The following is a 17,013-nucleotide window of genomic DNA, read 5'->3' as shown; positions in this document are numbered from 1 at the left end:
TGCGCGTCGCAGGGCCGTCCGGATCAGATGTCCCAGACCAGATTGATCGCGAAGTTGCGGCCCGGTTGGGTCAGACGATCGAGGTTGGCCGGTTGCGTCACCGAGGCTTCGCCGACGCTGTCGTAACCGCGCACGTCATCCCACAGCCAGTATTTCTTGTCGGTCAGGTTGTAGATGCCGCCGCTGACGGTGACGTCGTCGGTGACTTTGTAGTAGCCGGCCAGATCGAGAATGCCGAAGCCCGGGGTCTTGAACTGGCTGCTGACGCCATCCGGCGACTTGAAGTTGCTGTCGTCGACGCGATCCTTTTTCTTCACCACGGTCCAGCTCAGCAGGCCGCCGTAGTTGTCCTGGTCGTAACCCAGGCCGAACACGCCGGTCAGCGGATTGACGCTGTTGAGCGGTTCGCCGTTGTCGTTGTTGCGACCGTAGGCGTAAGCGATCGAGCCCTGGGTGTAGAGGCCTTGCGGCGCACCGAACGCATCGAGGTTCAGACGACCTTTGACTTCGGCGCCCTTGATGGTCGCGTGCTTGATGTTGCTCGACTGGAAGGTCAGCTCGTCGTAGCCGGGGGTGACCGCGTCTTCGTTGATGAAATCGCGGTACTTGTTATAGAACACTGCCACGTCGAACGAGCCTTGCTCGAAGTTGCCGCGCAGACCGGTTTCATAGCTTTTGCTTTTTTCCGGTTCCAGGTTCGGGTTCGGCGCCACGTTGTAGCCGGTGGTGCTGTTTTCGAAGCGCCCGTACAGCGCTTTCGCCGTCGGTGTACGGAAACCTTCGGCGTACTGGCCGTACCAGGTGTAATTGTCGGTCAGGGCGTAGGTCAGGCCGAACTTGGGCGAGACTTTGTGCCAGGTCTTGTTCTCGTCGCTGACCGTGCCGTTGCCATCGGCGGCCACGGTGTTGAGGAATTCCTGAGTGATGTGCGGCTTGAGCTGGGTGTAGTCGTAGCGCAGACCCGGCAGGAAGGTCCACTTGTTCCAGCTGATCTGATCCTGGGCGAACAGGCTGTAGGTGTTGATGGTCGGGTCCGGGAAGTCGCTGGATTTTTTCAGCACATCCGCCGCGCTGGTGGCGCCGATGGCGGTGCAGCCACGACCGACTGCCAGGCACTTGCCGTCGCCGCTGCGCGAACCGGTGACTTTCTGCTGTTTGATCGTGGTGCCGTAGGTCAGCACGTGATCGGTGTCACCGATGGCAAACGCCTTGTCCAGTTGCGCATCGAACACCCACTGTTTTTCCTCGTAGATCGTGTCGCGGGTGCGCAGCACTTTACGGGTCATCGGGTAGTAGAACTCTTCGGTGCTCTGGTCGGTCTTGGCGATCTGGTGATTGAGGCTCCACTTCACGTTATCGGCCAGCAGGCTGTCGAGGGCGAAGCTGTGCTCCAGGCCGAAACGCTCGCGGGTGATGGTGTCGTTGCCGGTACGCCACTGGTACATGCCGCCGGGCAGCATGCTGTTGGGAATGGTCGGCGCGCCATTGAAGTACGGGCCGCCGTAGGCGCTTTTCTGATCGGTGTCGCGATCGTCCTTGTACTTCTCGTAGGTCAGGCCCAGGCGCGAACCTTCGTTGTAGTTCCAGCCGATCTTCGCCAGTACGTTGGTCGCTTTGACGTCTTCCGGGTTGGCGGCGGTGCGCTCGAGGCCAGTGCCGTTGTTGCTGCCGTAGGAATCGGTTTCGTGACCGTCGCGCTGGCTGAAGTGCAGCAAGCCGTCGAACTGCTCGGCACGACCAGCGACGGTGGCGGATTTCAGCCAGCTCTCATCGGCGGAGCTGTAACCGGTTTTGAGGCGAGCGCCGACGTCTTTGCCGGGCTTGATGATGTCGTCCGGGTCGAGGGTGTAGTAGCTGACGGCGCCACCAATGGCGTTGCTGCCGTACAGCACCGAGGCCGGGCCACGGAGGATTTCCACGCGTTTGACGATTTCCGGGTCGACGTAATTGCGCTGGGTCTTGGCGTACGGGCCATTGAAGAAACCGTCCGGCACTTCGACGCCGTCAACCTGCGTCAGGATGCGGTCGCCGTCGATGCCACGGATGTTATAGCCGCTGATACCGCCACGCTGGCCGGCGCCGCCGACCGACACGCCCGGCTCGTAGCGCACCAGATCCTTGATGGTGTTGACGTTGTTGCGATCCAGATCCTGGCGGGTCTGCACGGTGACGGTGGCCGGCACGCTGCTGACCGATTGTTCCTGGCGGGTGGCGCTGATGGTCACCTGATCCAGATTGAGTGCGCCGCTGTTGTTGCGCTTTTCCAGCACCACGTTGTTGTTGCTCAGCTTGCGGAAGCTCAGGTTGGTCCCCACCAACAGGCGCTCCAGGGCTTTTTCCGGCGGCAGCGAACCGCGCACACCCGGCGACGATACGCCCTGACCCAATTCTGCCGGCAAGCCGACCTGCCAACCGGTGACAGTGGTGAAGGCATTGAGCGCCGACACCAGCGGTTGCTGGCCGATCGAGAACGAATAATCACCCATGTTGCGCGCCGGTTGTTCGGTGGCAGCCATCAGCGGTGCAGTGCCGGCCATGAGGATGGCGGCTGTCAGCAACGACAATACGCGGGAAGGGGAAGCAGTCTGGCGGGTAAGGCGAGAGGACATCGATAGCGCTCCGTGTCGCACGAATCTTTATAGGTGCTGATCCGCCTCCGAAGATGCGAATCAATTGCATTGGCTATAACGAGACGAACGGGCTTTCGCTATCGAGTAAAAATAATTCTCATTTAGTTCAGGATCACCAGCGCGGGGAATTCCTGCAGGCGCGCCGAGGTGATGTGGGCGAGGGAGCGCACCACGTCCAGCGGCTGGTCGAGGCGGTAGTTGCCGGTGACGTTGACGTCGGCCAACTGTTCGTTGGTGTTGATGATCCAGCCCGGGTAGTAGCGGCGCAGTTCGGCCAGCACCTGATTCAACGGGCAGTTCTCGAACACCAGTCGGCCCTGGACCCAGGCCAGGTCGGTCGCGGCATCGAGCTTGCCCGGGCGATCGAAACCGTTGGGCCCGATGCGGATGCTTTCGCCTGCGCTCAAACGCACTCGCGCATCGTTGTGCGTGGCGCGCAGATCGACATCGCCGCGTTGCACATTGACCTGCGCCACGCCGTCCAGATAGCGCACGGCGAACGCAGTGTCGCGCACGCTGGCCTGCACCGGGCCGGCATCGATTTCCAGCGGCTGAGCCCGGTTGGCCGCTACCTCGAAAAACGCTTCGCCCTGATACAGTCGCGCCACGCGCTGGCGCTCGTTGATGGTGCTGGAGAATGCCGAGTTGGTGTTGAGCAGCACCTTGGAACCGTCCTCCAGCTGCAGGCGCTGACGCTCGCCGACCACGGTCAGATGATCGGCCTGAAGGCGCATCGGCAGGTTGCTGAAACTGAACAGACCGAGCACCAGCACCGCAGCAGTCGCCAACGGTTTCCAGTGCGGACGCAGACGTTTGAGCAACGTGACTTTCGCCGGCTTCGCCGCGAGACTCTGCGCACACCGCACTACTTGCGGTCCGTCCCAGATCGCCTGAGCCTTGGCGAACGCCTCGGCATTCAACGGATCGGCCGCCAGCCATGCGTGAAATTGCCGGGTCTGCTCTTCGTCCGCACTGCCCAGCACGATGAGCCAGTCCAGAGCCTGGTCCATTGCACGGGCGGCGTCCTGCGCCGTTGCGGGCGAAGGCGGGCGGTGGGTGTCCGTCACGGTGTGTCCTCGGCAGTGTCTGTGCACGGCTGTTTTTTTAGTGAAGCGTAAAAGTCGGGCAAGGGTAGCAAAGCCCGATGATCAGTGCAGTCGACGCTGCTGACTGAAATCGCCTGCAACCTCAGGCGCCATTCAAGCGCTCGGCGACACCGATGCAGATCGACATGATCAGCTTGAGTTCCTTCTGCACGGTGCTGAGGGACACATTCAGCTCGTCGGCGATTTCCTGGTAGCTGTGCCCGTGCAGGCGGCTGAGGATGAAAATCTGCTGCTGACGCGGGCTGAGTTGACTGAGGCTCACGTTCAGGCGCTCCAGCAATTGTTCGGCGTGGGCGGCGTCTTCGGCGCTGCTGGCGGGGGCGGCGACGCTGTGCACCACGTCCTGCGGCACGTCATCGACCATGGTCCGCGAATGGATCTTGCGCGCGCGCAGGTGATCCAGCGCCAGATTGCGCGCGGTCTGAAACACGAAGGGTTCAAGGTGATCGATGGCGCGCTCGCTCAACGCCCGCGTCACGCGCAGGTAGGTTTCCTGCAACAGGTCTTCGGCGGTGCTGTGGTTGTTGACCATGCGCTCGATCGTGCGCAGCAGGGACGTGCGCTGAGAGAGAAAGACATGATTGAAGCGCGATTGACTCACGGGGGAACCTGATCCATTTCGAGCGAATGATAATGCTTATCATCCAGTTGAGTGGTCAAGCCTTGATTTTGAATACAGCGAAAAACCTTGTGGGAGCGAGCTCGCTCGCGAAGGCGTAGTGTCAGGCAATTCAACTAGCGACTGACCCACCGCTTTCGCGAGCAAGCTCGCTCCCACAAGGATAGGGGATTATTCCGCGTTGCAGAGCGCCAGGCAGTTATCCAGCATGCGGTTGGAGAAGCCCCACTCATTGTCGTACCACGCCAGCACCTTCAGCAGTTTGCCGCTGACTTTGGTGTGGTTGGCGTCGAAGATCGACGACAACGGGTTGTGGTTGAAGTCGCTGGAAACCAGCGGCAACGTGTTGTAACCGAGAATTTTCGAGTGCTGGCTGGCAGCCTTCATCAGTGCGTTGACTTCCTCGGCCGTGGCTTCCTTCTTCAACTGCACCGTCAGGTCCACCAGCGACACATTGATCACCGGCACCCGCACGGCCATGCCGGTCAGTTTGCCCGCCAGTTCCGGCAGCACCAGGCCTACCGCTTCGGCGGCGCCGGTCTTGCTCGGGATCATGTTCTGCGTGGCCGAACGCGCGCGGTACGGGTCGGTGTGGTAGACGTCGGTCAGATTCTGGTCGTTGGTGTAGGCATGAATGGTGGTCATCAAGCCGTTTTCAATACCCAACTCGCGGTGCAGCACCTGCGCCACCGGCGCCAGGCAGTTGGTGGTGCACGAAGCGTTAGAGATGATCTGGTGCGACTGGCGCAGAATGTCGTGGTTGACGCCGTAAACGACGGTGGCGTCGGCGCCCTTGGCCGGGGCCGAGATGATGACTTTGCGGGCGCCGGCAGTAAGATGCGCAGCCGCTTTGGCGCGGTCGGTGAACAGACCGGTGCATTCGAACACTACGTCGATTTTTTCCGCCGCCCATGGCAGGTCGGCCGGGTTGCGAATCGCGCTGACCGAAATGCGGTCGCCGTTGACCGTCAGGCTCTCATTGTCATGGGCCACTTCGGCGTCGAATGTGCCGTGAACGGTGTCGTATTTGAGCAGATGGGCATTGATCGAGCTGTCGCCCAGATCATTGATGGCGACGATCTGCAAATCCTGTCGATAGCCTTGGGTATACAGTGCGCGCAGGACATTACGGCCGATGCGGCCAAAACCATTGATTGCGATTCGAAGAGTCATTGAACAGCGCCGCCGTCGTTTTGTTGTTGGAATTACAAGATTATTCGCATAAAAATAGAAAACAAGCCTTTTTAGTGGCAATATTTTGTTTTATCTACAACGAGTGACCTGAATCAACTGGTCCGAATGGTCAAAAAAACCGTCTGTCATTCCAACAACAACGGCGTTTGATCAGCATAGACAATCAGGTCGCCACATCCGTTAGCCTGGAGTTCTACACATGCATCCCCGCGTTCTTGAGGTCACCGAACGGCTTATCGCCCGCAGCCGCGCCACGCGTCAGGCTTACCTTGCACTGATTCGCGGCGCCGCGACTGACGGGCCGATGCGCGGCAAGCTGCAATGCGCCAACTTCGCCCACGGCGTGGCCGGGTGTGGCAGCGAAGACAAGCACAGCTTGCGGATGATGAACTCGGCGAACATCGCCATCGTTTCTTCGTATAACGACATGCTCTCGGCGCACCAGCCGTACGAAGTCTTTCCCCAGCAGATCAAAAACGCCCTGCGCGAAATCGGTTCGGTAGGCCAGTTCGCCGGCGGTACGCCAGCGATGTGCGATGGCGTGACCCAGGGCGAGCCGGGCATGGAGCTGAGCCTGCCGAGCCGCGAAGTGATCGCCATGTCCACGGCGGTGGCGCTGTCGCACAACATGTTCGACGGCGCGCTGATGCTCGGCATCTGCGACAAGATTGTGCCGGGCCTGATGATGGGCTCCCTGCGTTTCGGCCATCTGCCGACGATTTTCGTTCCGGGCGGGCCGATGGTCTCGGGGATTTCCAACAAGGAAAAAGCCGACGTGCGGCAGAAGTACGCCGAAGGTAAGGCTACCCGCGAAGAGCTGCTGGAATCGGAGATGAAGTCCTACCACAGCCCGGGCACTTGCACCTTTTACGGCACCGCCAACACCAACCAGTTGCTGATGGAAGTCATGGGCCTGCACTTGCCGGGCGCGTCGTTCGTCAACCCGAACACCCCGCTGCGTGATGCCCTGACCCGCGAAGCCGCGCATCAGGTCACGCGTCTGACCAAACAGAACGGCAACTTCATGCCGATCGGCGAAATCGTCGACGAGAAGGCGCTGGTCAACTCGATCGTCGCGCTGCACGCCACCGGCGGCTCGACCAACCACACCCTGCACATGCCGGCCATCGCCATGGCTGCGGGTATCCAATTGACTTGGCAGGATATGGCCGACCTCTCCGAAGTTGTGCCGACCCTGAGCCACGTCTACCCGAACGGCAAAGCCGACATCAACCACTTCCAGGCCGCTGGCGGTATGTCGTTCCTGATCCGTGAGCTGCTTGAGGCGGGCCTGTTGCACGAAGACGTCAACACCGTGCTTGGCCACGGTCTGAGCCGCTACACCAAAGAGCCGTTCCTCGATAACGGTGAGCTGGTGTGGCGCGAAGGCCCGATCGAAAGCCTCGACGAAAACATCCTGCGCCCGGTTGCCCGTGCATTCTCGCCGGAGGGCGGTCTGCGGGTGATGGAAGGCAACCTTGGTCGCGGGGTGATGAAAGTCTCCGCCGTGGCGCTGGAAAACCAGATCGTCGAAGCACCGGCCATGGTGTTCCAGGATCAGCAGGACTTGGCCGATGCGTTCAAGGCCGGTCTGCTGGAGAAGGATTTTGTCGCGGTCATGCGCTTCCAGGGCCCGCGCTCCAACGGCATGCCGGAACTGCACAAGATGACGCCGTTCCTCGGCGTGCTGCAGGATCGCGGTTTCAAAGTCGCGCTGGTGACCGACGGGCGCATGTCCGGCGCGTCGGGGAAAATCCCGGCGGCGATTCACGTCAGCCCCGAAGCTTATGTCGGTGGTGCTTTGGCGCGGGTGCAAGAGGGCGATATCATCCGCGTCGATGGCGTCAAAGGCACTTTGGAACTCAAGGTCGACGCCGCCGAATTTGCAGCGCGCGAACCTGCCAAAGGCCTGTTAGGCAACAACATCGGTAGCGGTCGCGAACTGTTTGGCTTCATGCGTTTGGCCTTCAGCTCGGCGGAGCAGGGCGCCAGCGCCTTCACTTCTGCCCTGGAGACGCTTAATTGAAACTGGCTTTGGTCGGTGATATCGGAGGCACCAACGCGCGGTTCGCGTTGTGGAAAAACCAGCAACTGGAATCGGTTCAGGTGCTGGCGACAGCCGACCACGCCAGCCCGGAAGAGGCGATCAGCCTCTACCTGAGCGGCCTCGGTCTGGCGCCGGGTTCGATCGGTTCGGTGTGCCTGTCGGTGGCTGGGCCGGTGAGTGGTGATGAATTCAAGTTCACCAACAACCACTGGCGCCTGAGCCGCACGGCATTCTGCAAGACCTTGCAGGTCGAGCAACTGCTGCTGATCAACGACTTCTCGGCGATGGCGCTGGGCATGACCCGTTTGCAGCCCGGCGAATTCCGCGTGGTCTGCGAAGGCACGCCGGAGCCGTTGCGCCCGGCGGTGGTGATCGGTCCAGGCACTGGCCTGGGCGTTGGCACCTTGCTCGATCTGGGCGAAGGGCGGTTTGCCGCGTTGCCGGGGGAGGGCGGTCACGTCGACCTGCCGCTGAGCAGCCCGCGTGAAACCCAGCTGTGGCAGCACATCCACAACGAGATCGGTCATGTCAGCGCTGAGACCGCACTGAGCGGTGGCGGTTTGCCGCGAGTCTACCGTGCGATCTGCGCAGTGGACGGACATGAACCAAAGCTTGATACGCCGGAAGCAATCACCGCAGCCGGTCTCGCCGGTGACCCGATTGCCCTGGAAGTGCTGGAGCAGTTCTGCTGCTGGCTCGGTCGTGTGGCGGGCAACAACGTGCTGACCACCGGTGGTCGTGGCGGCGTGTACATCGTAGGCGGGGTGATTCCGCGCTTTGCCGATTTCTTCGTCAACAGCGGTTTTGCCCGCAGCTTCGCCGACAAGGGCTGCATGAGCGATTACTTCAAGGGCATCCCGGTGTGGCTGGTGACGGCGCCGTATTCCGGGCTGGTGGGTGCCGGTGTGGCACTGGAGCAAGCAATCCCGACCTGAAATGCAATCAAACTGTAGGAGTGAGCCTTTGTGGCGAGGGGATTCATCCCCGATGGCCTGCGAAGCAGGCCCTGCTTTTCCAGGGTCGCTGCGCAACCCATCGGGGATAAATCCCCTCGCCACAGGTTTTGTTCCTACAGGTGTTTTGTGGTGTTTGTAAAATCAGTGCTTAAGGCATAATCCGCCCCAATTCCAACAACAAGGATGCCTTCGAAGTGAGCTCAGTCAACAAGTCGATATTGTTGGTCGATGACGACCAGGAAATACGCGAGTTGCTGGAAACCTACCTGACCCGCGCCGGGTTCCAGGTGCGGGCCACAGCCGATGGCGCCAGTTTTCGCCAGGCACTCAACGAGGCGCCCAGCGATCTGGTGATCCTCGATGTGATGCTGCCCGACGAAGACGGTTTCAGCCTGTGCCGCTGGGTGCGCCAGCATCCGCGTCAGGCGCAGGTGCCGATCATCATGCTGACCGCCAGTTCCGACGAAGCCGACCGCGTGATCGGGCTGGAGCTCGGCGCTGATGATTACCTCGGCAAACCCTTCAGTCCCCGCGAGCTGCAAGCCCGAATCAAGGCGCTGTTGCGACGTGCGCAGTTCGGTCAGGAACGCAGCGGCAGCGACGTGCTGGCGTTCGACGAGTGGCGGCTGGACATGGTCAGCCATCGACTGTTCCACACCGACGGCGAAGAAGTGATTCTCTCCGGTGCCGACTTCGCGCTGCTGAAGTTGTTTCTCGACCATCCGCAGGAAATCCTTGACCGTGACACCATCGGCAACGCCACCCGTGGCCGCGACCTGATGCCGCTCGACCGGATTGTCGACATGGCCGTCAGCCGCTTGCGCCAACGTCTGCGCGACACGGAAAAACCGCCACGACTGATCCGCACCGTGCGCGGCAGCGGCTACCAACTGGCAGCCAATGTGGTTGCCGGCAATGGTCACTGAGTCGCTGCGCCGGCTCGCCAGCAAAGTCCCGGTGCCGCGTTCGCTGCTCGGGCGGATGCTGCTGTTGACCCTGTTGGCGGTGCTGTTCGCGCAGACGTTGTCGAGCGTGATCTGGGTCTCGCAACTGCGCGCGACCCAGCTCGAAGGCCTGGTCACCAGCGCCCGCAGCCTGGCCCATTCGATGACCGCCAGCGTCAGTTATTTTCGCTCGTTGCCGGTGGCGTACCGGCCGCTGGTACTCGACCAGTTGCGCAGCATGGGCGGCACCCGGTTTGTGGTGACGCTCAACGACAAGCCGCTGGGTATGGACGTGCTGGCGATCACCCCGCGCAAGGCGGCGGTGATTGAAGCAGTGGACGAAGTGCTGCGTCAGTCGCTGGGCCATGACACTGATATCTCGGTGACCTTCGTCAGCCCCGAGGATTTGCGGATCTTCAATGCCGGGCTGAAACTCGATGAGCTGCCGCGCTCGTGGGCGCATTACGCGTTGACCCTGGAACCGGTGAATCCGCCGGTGCTGGTGACGCAGATTCAGATGGCGCCGGGCGAGTGGCTGTACATCGCGTCGTTGCTGCCCGAACCTTACACCAGCCTCGAAGAACAAGGCCTGCCGGCGCAGCAGGTGTGGTTCATCGTCCTTACCAGCGGCTTTTTGCTGCTGTTCATCGGCCTGCTGGTGCACTGGCAGAGCCGGCCGCTCAAGCGTCTGGCGCGGGCGGCGCGGGATCTGTCGCTGGGCGCCGATGTCGAGCCGGTGGCCGAGGGCGGCGGCAGCGAAGTGGTGGAAGTGGGCCGTGCGTTCAACACCATGCGCGAGCGCATCAGCCGTTACCTGACCGAACGCAGCCAGTTGTTCAGCGCGATTTCCCATGACCTGCGCACACCGATCACCCGTCTGCGCTTGCGCGTCGAACTGCTCGAAGACGAGAAGCTGCAAGCCAAGTTCGGCCGCGATCTGGATGAACTTGAGTTGCTGGTCAAAGGCGCGCTGCAATGCGTGAAAGACACCGACATCCACGAGAACATCGAGCCGGTGGATCTCAATCATGTGCTCGATTGTCTGGTGGAGCCGTATCTGGCGCCCAACGGCAATGGCCGCGTGACCCAGCAAGGCAAGGCGCTGGCGGCGTATCCGGGCAAGCCTTTGGCGTTGAAGCGCTGCATCGGCAACCTGATCGACAATGCGCTGAAGTACGGGCAGAACGCGCATCTGCACATCGATGACGATGAGCGCGCGTTTGTCCTGCACGTCGACGACGAAGGCCCGGGCGTACCGGAGCAGCGGTTGGAGCAGGTGTTCGAGCCGCACTTTCGCTTGGCCGGGCAGCAGCAGGGTTATGGGCTGGGCCTGGGCATTGCGCGCAACATCGCTCACAGCCATGGCGGTGAAGTGACGTTGCAGAATCTGCGTGAGGGTGGGTTGCGGGTGACGTTGCAGTTGCCGCGCAGTGTTGACTGATACCACCCCTGTGGCGAGGGAGCTTGCTCCCGCTGGACTGCGCAGCAGGCCGTCTTTTGGGTGCCGCTTCGCGCCACAGCGGGAGCAAGCTCCCTCGCCACAGGTTTCACTTCTGATCTATGTCACAGGCTGGTGACAAAACCCGCCCCCTTCGTTACAAGCCCACCGCGGCCCGTTGTTTAGACTCCCCGCAGTCATAACAACAAAAAAGGCCACCCATGGATCTTTTCCACCCAGGCTTCAGCAGTTGGCTGAACGCCCCTGCTCACCAGCAATGGCTCGGCGACGAAGGCCTGCGTCTGCTGGCATTCGCCAAGGCTTCCAGACTGCCCGAAGGTTTCGGCAACCTCGACGAGCGCGGCCGTTTGCCGGCGAGCGCGCAAGCCGAAACCATGAACACCGCGCGCATGACCCACAGTTTCGCCATGGCCCATATTCAGGGGCTGCCGGGGTTTGCCGAACTGGTCGATCACGGCATCGCGGCCCTGCGCGGGCCGCTGCGGGATGCGCTGCACGGCGGCTGGTTTGCGGTCGCCGAACATCGCGACGGCAACACCGGCAAGAACGCCTATCTGCATGCTTTCGTTGCGCTCGCGGCCAGTTCTGCGGTGGTTGCGCAACGTCCCGGCGCCCAGGCGCTGCTGGATGATGCGATCGACATCATCGACACCTATTTCTGGAGCGAAGAAGAGGGCGCGATGCGCGAATTCTTCAATCGCGACTGGCGCGAAGAAGAAGCCTATCGCGGCGCCAACAGCAACATGCACGCCACCGAAGCATTCCTCGCGCTGGCCGATGTCACCGAAGACCCGCGCTGGCTGGTGCGTGCGCAACGCATCGTCGAGCGAGTGATTCACGGTCACGCCGCCGCCAACGGCTACATGGTCATCGAGCACTTCGATCGCGACTGGCAACCGCTGCGCGAATACAACCGCGACAATCCGGCCGACGGCTTCCGCCCTTACGGCACCACCCCGGGCCACGGTTTCGAGTGGGCGCGGCTGCTGCTGCACCTCGAAGCGGCGCGGGTCCAGGCCGGGATGCTCACGCCGGGCTGGCTGGCGACCGATGCGCAAAAACTTTTCGAACAGAACTGCCGAAACGGCTGGGACGTCGATGGCGCCCCGGGGATCGTCTACACCCTCGACTGGGACAACCAAGCCGTGGTGCGTCACCGTTTGCACTGGACCCATGCCGAGGCCAGCGCCGCCGCCAGTGCCTTGCTCAAACGCACTGGCGATCAGCAATACGAAATCTGGTACCGCCAGTTCTGGGAATTCTGCGAGATGTATTTCATCGATCGCTGCGACGGCAGTTGGCATCACGAACTCGATCCGCAAAACCGTCCGAGCGCCGATATCTGGCCGGGCAAACCCGATCTGTACCACGCCTGGCAGGCGGTGCTGATCCCTCGTCTACCCTTGTCACCGAGTATGGCAACGGCTCTGGCGCAATTATCTCGGTCCGTTCCTGTGTAACCATGTGGTGACATTTGCGCGTCCCTTCGTTACCTGCGGGGGGAAACGCCCTGTTTAAACTCCTGTGCAGCGCAAGCACCAGACTTGCATGCATAACAACAAGAAAGGTACATCTCAGATGAATGCGATTTCTCGCCTCGCTACTGTCATTTCTGTCGCCTCCCTGTTCCCGCTCGCAATTCTGCCCCTCAGTGTGTCCGCTGCCGAATCCAAAGGTTCGGTCGAAGTCGTGCACTGGTGGACGTCCGGTGGCGAAAAAGCCGCTGTCGATGTGCTCAAGGCCCAAGTCGAAAAAGACGGCTTTACCTGGAAAGACGGCGCTGTCGCCGGCGGTGGCGGTGCCACGGCCATGACCGTGCTGAAAAGCCGTGCGGTTGCCGGCAACCCGCCGGGCGTCGCCCAGATCAAAGGCCCGGACATTCAGGAATGGGCCTCCACCGGTCTGCTCGACACCGACGTCCTGAAAGACGTGGCCAAAGAAGAGAAGTGGGACAGCCTGCTCGACAAGAAAGTCTCCGATACCGTGAAGTACGACGGTGATTACGTGGCCGTACCGGTGAACATTCACCGAGTGAACTGGCTGTGGATCAACCCGGAAGTCTTCAAGAAAGCCGGCATCACCAAGAACCCGACCACCCTCGAAGAATTCTACGCCGCCGGCGACAAGCTCAAGGCTGCGGGCTTCATCCCGCTGGCCCACGGCGGTCAGCCTTGGCAGGACAGCACCGTGTTCGAAGCCGTGGTGCTCTCGGTCATGGGCGTTGATGGTTACAAGAAAGCCCTGGTCGATCTGGACAACAAAGCGCTGACCGGCCCCGAGATGGTCAAGGCGCTGACCGAGCTGAAGAAAGTCGCGACCTACATGGACGTCGACGGCAAAGGCCAGGACTGGAACCTGGAAGCGGCCAAAGTCATCAACGGCAAGGCCGGCATGCAGATCATGGGTGACTGGGCCAAGTCCGAGTGGACTGCTGCCAAGAAAGTCGCCGGCAAGGATTACGAGTGCGTAGCCTTCCCGGGCACCGACAAGGCGTTCACCTACAACATCGACTCCCTGGCGGTGTTCAAGCAGAAAGACAAAGGCACGGCGGCCGGTCAGCAGGACATCGCCAAAGTGGTGCTGGGTGAAAACTTCCAGAAAGTCTTCAGCATCAACAAAGGCTCGATCCCGGTGCGTAACGACATGTTGAACAACATGGACAAACTCGGTTTCGACTCCTGCGCGCAGACCGCTGCCAAGGACTTCCTGGCAGACGCCAAGACGGGCGGCCTGCAGCCGAGCATGGCGCACAACATGGCGACCACGCTGGCGGTGCAGGGCGCGTTCTTTGATGTGGTGACCAACTACATCAACGACCCGAAAGCCGATCCGGCCGATGCGGCCAAGAAGCTGGGCGCGGCGGTTCAGTCGGCCAAATAAGCATCAGCACCGCAGCCCCTGTGGGAGCGAGCTTGCTCGCGAAAGCGGAGTGTCAGGCAATCGAAATATCAACTGACAGGACGCCTTCGCGAGCAAGCTCGCTCCCACAAGGGGAAAGTGTGTGAATTTTCTACCCTCGTACTGGATTTCCCCATGAGTTCTGTTGCTGTGTTCAGCAAAGCCTCGCCGTTCGATGCACTGCAGCGCTGGCTACCGAAACTGGTGCTGGCGCCGAGCATGTTCATCGTGCTGGTGGGCTTCTATGGCTACATCCTGTGGACGTTCGTGCTGTCGTTCACCACCTCGACGTTTCTGCCCAACTACAAGTGGGCCGGCCTGGCGCAATACGCACGGCTGTTCGACAACGACCGTTGGTGGGTCGCGAGCAAGAACCTCGCGGTGTTCGGTGGCATGTTCATTGGCATCACCCTGGTGATCGGCGTGCTGTTGGCGGTGTTCCTCGACCAGCGCATCCGTCGCGAAGGCTTTATCCGCACCATTTACCTGTACCCGATGGCGCTCTCGATGATCGTCACCGGTACCGCGTGGAAATGGCTGCTCAACCCGGGCATGGGCCTGGACAAATTGTTGCGTGACTGGGGCTGGGAAGGCTTCCGTCTGGACTGGCTGATCGACCCGGATCGCGTGGTCTACTGCCTGGTGATCGCCGCCGTGTGGCAAGCCTCGGGCTTCATCATGGCGATGTTCCTCGCCGGCCTGCGTGGCGTTGATCAGTCGATCATCCGTGCCGCACAGATCGATGGCGCGAGCATGCCGACCATCTACTGGAAAGTCGTGCTGCCAAGCCTGCGTCCGGTGTTCTTCAGTGCGGTAATGATTCTGGCGCACATCGCGATCAAGAGCTTCGACCTGGTCGCGGCGATGACGGCCGGTGGCCCGGGTTATTCCTCCGACCTGCCGGCGATGTTCATGTATTCCTTCACCTTCAGTCGCGGCCAGATGGGCATGGGCTCGGCCAGTGCGATTCTGATGCTCGGTGCGATTCTCGCGATCATCGTGCCTTACCTGTACTCCGAGCTGAGGACCAAGCGTCATGACTAGTCTCGCTGCCAAACCTGCCTTCAGCCTGAGTCGCGTCGCGATCTACGCGGTGCTGATCCTCGCGGTCCTGCTGTACCTGATTCCGCTGGTGGTGATGCTGCTGACCAGCTTCAAGACCCCGGAAGACATCAGCACCGGCAACCTGCTGAGCTGGCCGACCGTGGTCAGCGGCATCGGCTGGGTCAAGGCCTGGGCCACGGTTGACGGTTACTTCTGGAACTCGATCAAGATCACCGTGCCGGCCGTGGTCATCTCCACCGCCATCGGCGCGCTGAACGGTTACGTGTTGTCGATGTGGCGCTTCCGTGGTTCGCAGCTGTTCTTCGGTCTGCTGCTGTTCGGCTGCTTCCTGCCGTTCCAGACCGTGCTGCTGCCAGCGTCGTTCACCCTCGGCAAGATGGGCCTGGCCAGCACCACGACGGGGTTGGTGTTCGTCCACATAGTCTATGGTCTGGCGTTTACTACGCTGTTCTTCCGTAACTACTACGTGAGTATTCCCGATGCGCTGGTCAAGGCTGCGCGTCTGGATGGCGCGGGTTTCTTCACGATTTTCCGGCGGATCATTCTGCCGATGTCGACCCCGATCATCATGGTCTGCCTGATCTGGCAGTTCACCCAGATCTGGAACGACTTCCTGTTCGGTGTGGTGTTCTCCAGCGGTGATTCGCAACCGATCACGGTGGCGCTGAATAACCTGGTCAACACCAGCACCGGGGCCAAGGAATACAACGTGGATATGGCAGCGGCGATGATCGCCGGCCTGCCGACCCTGCTGGTCTATGTGGTCGCAGGCAAGTATTTCGTGCGCGGGCTGACGGCCGGCGCAGTCAAGGGGTAATCATGGCAACGCTCGAACTTCGCAACGTCAACAAGACCTACGGTGCCGGCCTGCCGGACACCCTGAAGAACATCGAACTGTCGATCAAGGACGGTGAGTTCCTGATCCTCGTCGGCCCGTCGGGCTGCGGCAAGTCGACCCTGATGAACTGCATCGCCGGCCTCGAGACCATCACCGGCGGCGCGATCATGATCGGCGACCAGGACGTCAGCGGCATGAGCCCGAAGGATCGCGACATCGCTATGGTGTTCCAGTCCTACGCGCTGTACCCGACCATGAGCGTGCGCGAGAACATCGAGTTCGGTCTGAAGATCCGCAAGATGCCGCAGTCGGCGATCGACGAAGAAGTCGCGCGTGTGGCCAAGCTGCTGCAGATCGAACACCTGCTCAACCGCAAGCCGGGCCAGCTCTCCGGTGGTCAGCAACAGCGTGTGGCGATGGGCCGGGCACTGGCGCGGCGGCCGAAGATCTATCTGTTCGACGAACCGCTGTCCAACCTCGACGCCAAGCTGCGCGTCGAGATGCGCACCGAAATGAAACTGATGCACCAGCGCCTGAAAACCACCACGGTCTACGTGACCCACGACCAGATCGAAGCGATGACCCTGGGCGACAAAGTGGCGGTGATGAAGGACGGGATCATCCAGCAGTTCGGCACGCCGAAAGAGATCTACAACGATCCGGCCAACCTGTTCGTGGCGAGCTTCATCGGTTCGCCGCCGATGAACTTCATCCCGCTGCGCCTGCAACGCAAGGACGGTCGTCTGCTGGCACTGCTCGACAGCGGCCAGGCCCGTTGCGAGTTGCCGATGAGCATGCAGGACGCCGGTCTGGAAGATCGCGAAGTGATCCTCGGCCTGCGCCCGGAACAGATCGTTCTGGCGAGCGGCGAGGGCAATGGCCTGCCGAGCATCAAGGCCGAAGTGCAGGTCACCGAACCGACCGGTCCGGACACCCTGGTGTTCGTCAACCTGAATGAAACCAAGGTCTGCTGCCGTCTGGCACCGGACGTGGCACCGCAGGTGGGCGAGACCCTGACACTGCAATTCGATCCGTCGAAAGTGTTGTTGTTCGATGCCAAGACTGGCGAGCGTCTGGGCGTTTCGGGCCAGGCGCAGACCGAAGCGCGGTCGGCGAACGTCGCCCAATTCAAGGGTCGCTGAAGATCAAAAATGTGGGAGCGGGCTTGCTCGCGAAAACGGAGTGTCAGGCAGCACACATGGCGACTGACATGACGCCTTCGCGAGCAAGCCCGCTCCCACAGGGGAAAAGTGGTGT

Annotated in this window: 13 protein-coding genes; 9 read left to right on the top strand and 4 right to left on the bottom strand. The window is 61.3% G+C overall.

Translation table 11 applies throughout. The annotated features are described in order from the left end of the window. Positions 1-23: 23 nt before the first annotated feature. From V9L13_RS13980 to gap, 4 genes are all read right to left on the bottom strand, one after another. The gene (locus V9L13_RS13980) at positions 24-2,609 is read right to left on the bottom strand and encodes a TonB-dependent receptor (RefSeq protein WP_338802799.1); all 2,586 of its coding nucleotides are present in this window, start codon (positions 2,607-2,609) and stop codon (positions 24-26) included. Positions 2,610-2,731: 122 nt separating this feature from the next. Continuing rightward, a complete protein-coding gene (locus V9L13_RS13975) occupies positions 2,732-3,697 on the bottom strand; it encodes a FecR domain-containing protein (protein WP_338802798.1) in 966 nt (321 codons plus the stop codon). A 121-nt stretch (positions 3,698-3,818) separates the two neighbouring features. Beyond that, positions 3,819-4,337, bottom strand: coding sequence for a sigma-70 family RNA polymerase sigma factor (locus tag V9L13_RS13970; protein ID WP_041068631.1), 519 nt, complete (start codon positions 4,335-4,337; stop codon positions 3,819-3,821). A gap of 189 nt (positions 4,338-4,526) precedes the next feature. Then, the gene (gene gap, locus V9L13_RS13965; protein WP_338802797.1) at positions 4,527-5,528 is read right to left on the bottom strand and encodes a type I glyceraldehyde-3-phosphate dehydrogenase; all 1,002 of its coding nucleotides are present in this window, start codon (positions 5,526-5,528) and stop codon (positions 4,527-4,529) included. A gap of 220 nt (positions 5,529-5,748) precedes the next feature. Here gap and edd point away from each other — a divergent pair, with 220 nt between their 5' ends. The 9 genes from edd (at position 5,749) to ugpC (ending at position 16,898) form a co-directional block, all read left to right on the top strand. After that, positions 5,749-7,575, top strand: coding sequence for a phosphogluconate dehydratase (edd, locus tag V9L13_RS13960; protein ID WP_003227464.1), 1,827 nt, complete (start codon positions 5,749-5,751; stop codon positions 7,573-7,575). Continuing rightward, the gene (locus tag V9L13_RS13955) at positions 7,572-8,531 is read left to right on the top strand and encodes a glucokinase (protein WP_338802796.1); all 960 of its coding nucleotides are present in this window, start codon (positions 7,572-7,574) and stop codon (positions 8,529-8,531) included. Before edd ends, V9L13_RS13955 begins: the two co-directional genes overlap by 4 nt. Before the next feature lie 215 nt (positions 8,532-8,746). After that, complete coding sequence (locus V9L13_RS13950; protein WP_003227460.1) at positions 8,747-9,478, top strand: response regulator transcription factor; 732 nt, start codon at positions 8,747-8,749, stop codon at positions 9,476-9,478. Then, the gene (locus V9L13_RS13945) at positions 9,468-10,937 is read left to right on the top strand and encodes an ATP-binding protein (RefSeq protein ID WP_338802794.1); all 1,470 of its coding nucleotides are present in this window, start codon (positions 9,468-9,470) and stop codon (positions 10,935-10,937) included. Before V9L13_RS13950 ends, V9L13_RS13945 begins: the two co-directional genes overlap by 11 nt. 218 nt (positions 10,938-11,155) lie before the next feature. Continuing rightward, positions 11,156-12,415 carry an AGE family epimerase/isomerase gene (locus tag V9L13_RS13940; RefSeq protein ID WP_338802793.1) on the top strand — a complete coding sequence of 420 codons (1,260 nt, stop codon included), beginning with the start codon at positions 11,156-11,158 and terminating at the stop codon, positions 12,413-12,415. Between the two features lie 118 nt (positions 12,416-12,533). Continuing rightward, positions 12,534-13,835 carry an ABC transporter substrate-binding protein gene (locus tag V9L13_RS13935; protein ID WP_003227454.1) on the top strand — a complete coding sequence of 434 codons (1,302 nt, stop codon included), beginning with the start codon at positions 12,534-12,536 and terminating at the stop codon, positions 13,833-13,835. A 153-nt stretch (positions 13,836-13,988) separates the two neighbouring features. Further along, positions 13,989-14,897, top strand: coding sequence for a sugar ABC transporter permease (locus tag V9L13_RS13930; protein WP_003227452.1), 909 nt, complete (start codon positions 13,989-13,991; stop codon positions 14,895-14,897). After that, a complete protein-coding gene (locus V9L13_RS13925) occupies positions 14,890-15,735 on the top strand; it encodes a carbohydrate ABC transporter permease (protein ID WP_003227450.1) in 846 nt (281 codons plus the stop codon). Before V9L13_RS13930 ends, V9L13_RS13925 begins: the two co-directional genes overlap by 8 nt. A 2-nt stretch (positions 15,736-15,737) precedes the next feature. Further along, positions 15,738-16,898, top strand: coding sequence for a sn-glycerol-3-phosphate ABC transporter ATP-binding protein UgpC (ugpC, locus tag V9L13_RS13920; protein ID WP_338802792.1), 1,161 nt, complete (start codon positions 15,738-15,740; stop codon positions 16,896-16,898). Positions 16,899-17,013 lie beyond the last annotated feature (115 nt).

This window comes from Pseudomonas sp. RSB 5.4 (assembly GCF_037126175.1).
Taxonomy (GTDB): domain Bacteria; phylum Pseudomonadota; class Gammaproteobacteria; order Pseudomonadales; family Pseudomonadaceae; genus Aquipseudomonas; species Aquipseudomonas fluorescens_H.
Note: the sequence above shows the minus strand (reverse complement) of the source record. Positions and strands in the feature narration are given on the sequence as shown.

Coding starts and splice junctions, on each gene's coding strand:
- V9L13_RS13980 (WP_338802799.1), bottom strand. CDS start 2,609: ATGTCCTCTCGCCTTACCCGCCAGACTGCTTCCCCTTCCCGCGTATTG.
- gap (WP_338802797.1), bottom strand. CDS start 5,528: ATGACTCTTCGAATCGCAATCAATGGTTTTGGCCGCATCGGCCGTAAT.
- edd (WP_003227464.1), top strand. CDS start 5,749: ATGCATCCCCGCGTTCTTGAGGTCACCGAACGGCTTATCGCCCGCAGC.
- V9L13_RS13945 (WP_338802794.1), top strand. CDS start 9,468: ATGGTCACTGAGTCGCTGCGCCGGCTCGCCAGCAAAGTCCCGGTGCCG.
- V9L13_RS13940 (WP_338802793.1), top strand. CDS start 11,156: ATGGATCTTTTCCACCCAGGCTTCAGCAGTTGGCTGAACGCCCCTGCT.
- V9L13_RS13935 (WP_003227454.1), top strand. CDS start 12,534: ATGAATGCGATTTCTCGCCTCGCTACTGTCATTTCTGTCGCCTCCCTG.
- V9L13_RS13930 (WP_003227452.1), top strand. CDS start 13,989: ATGAGTTCTGTTGCTGTGTTCAGCAAAGCCTCGCCGTTCGATGCACTG.
- V9L13_RS13925 (WP_003227450.1), top strand. CDS start 14,890: ATGACTAGTCTCGCTGCCAAACCTGCCTTCAGCCTGAGTCGCGTCGCG.
- ugpC (WP_338802792.1), top strand. CDS start 15,738: ATGGCAACGCTCGAACTTCGCAACGTCAACAAGACCTACGGTGCCGGC.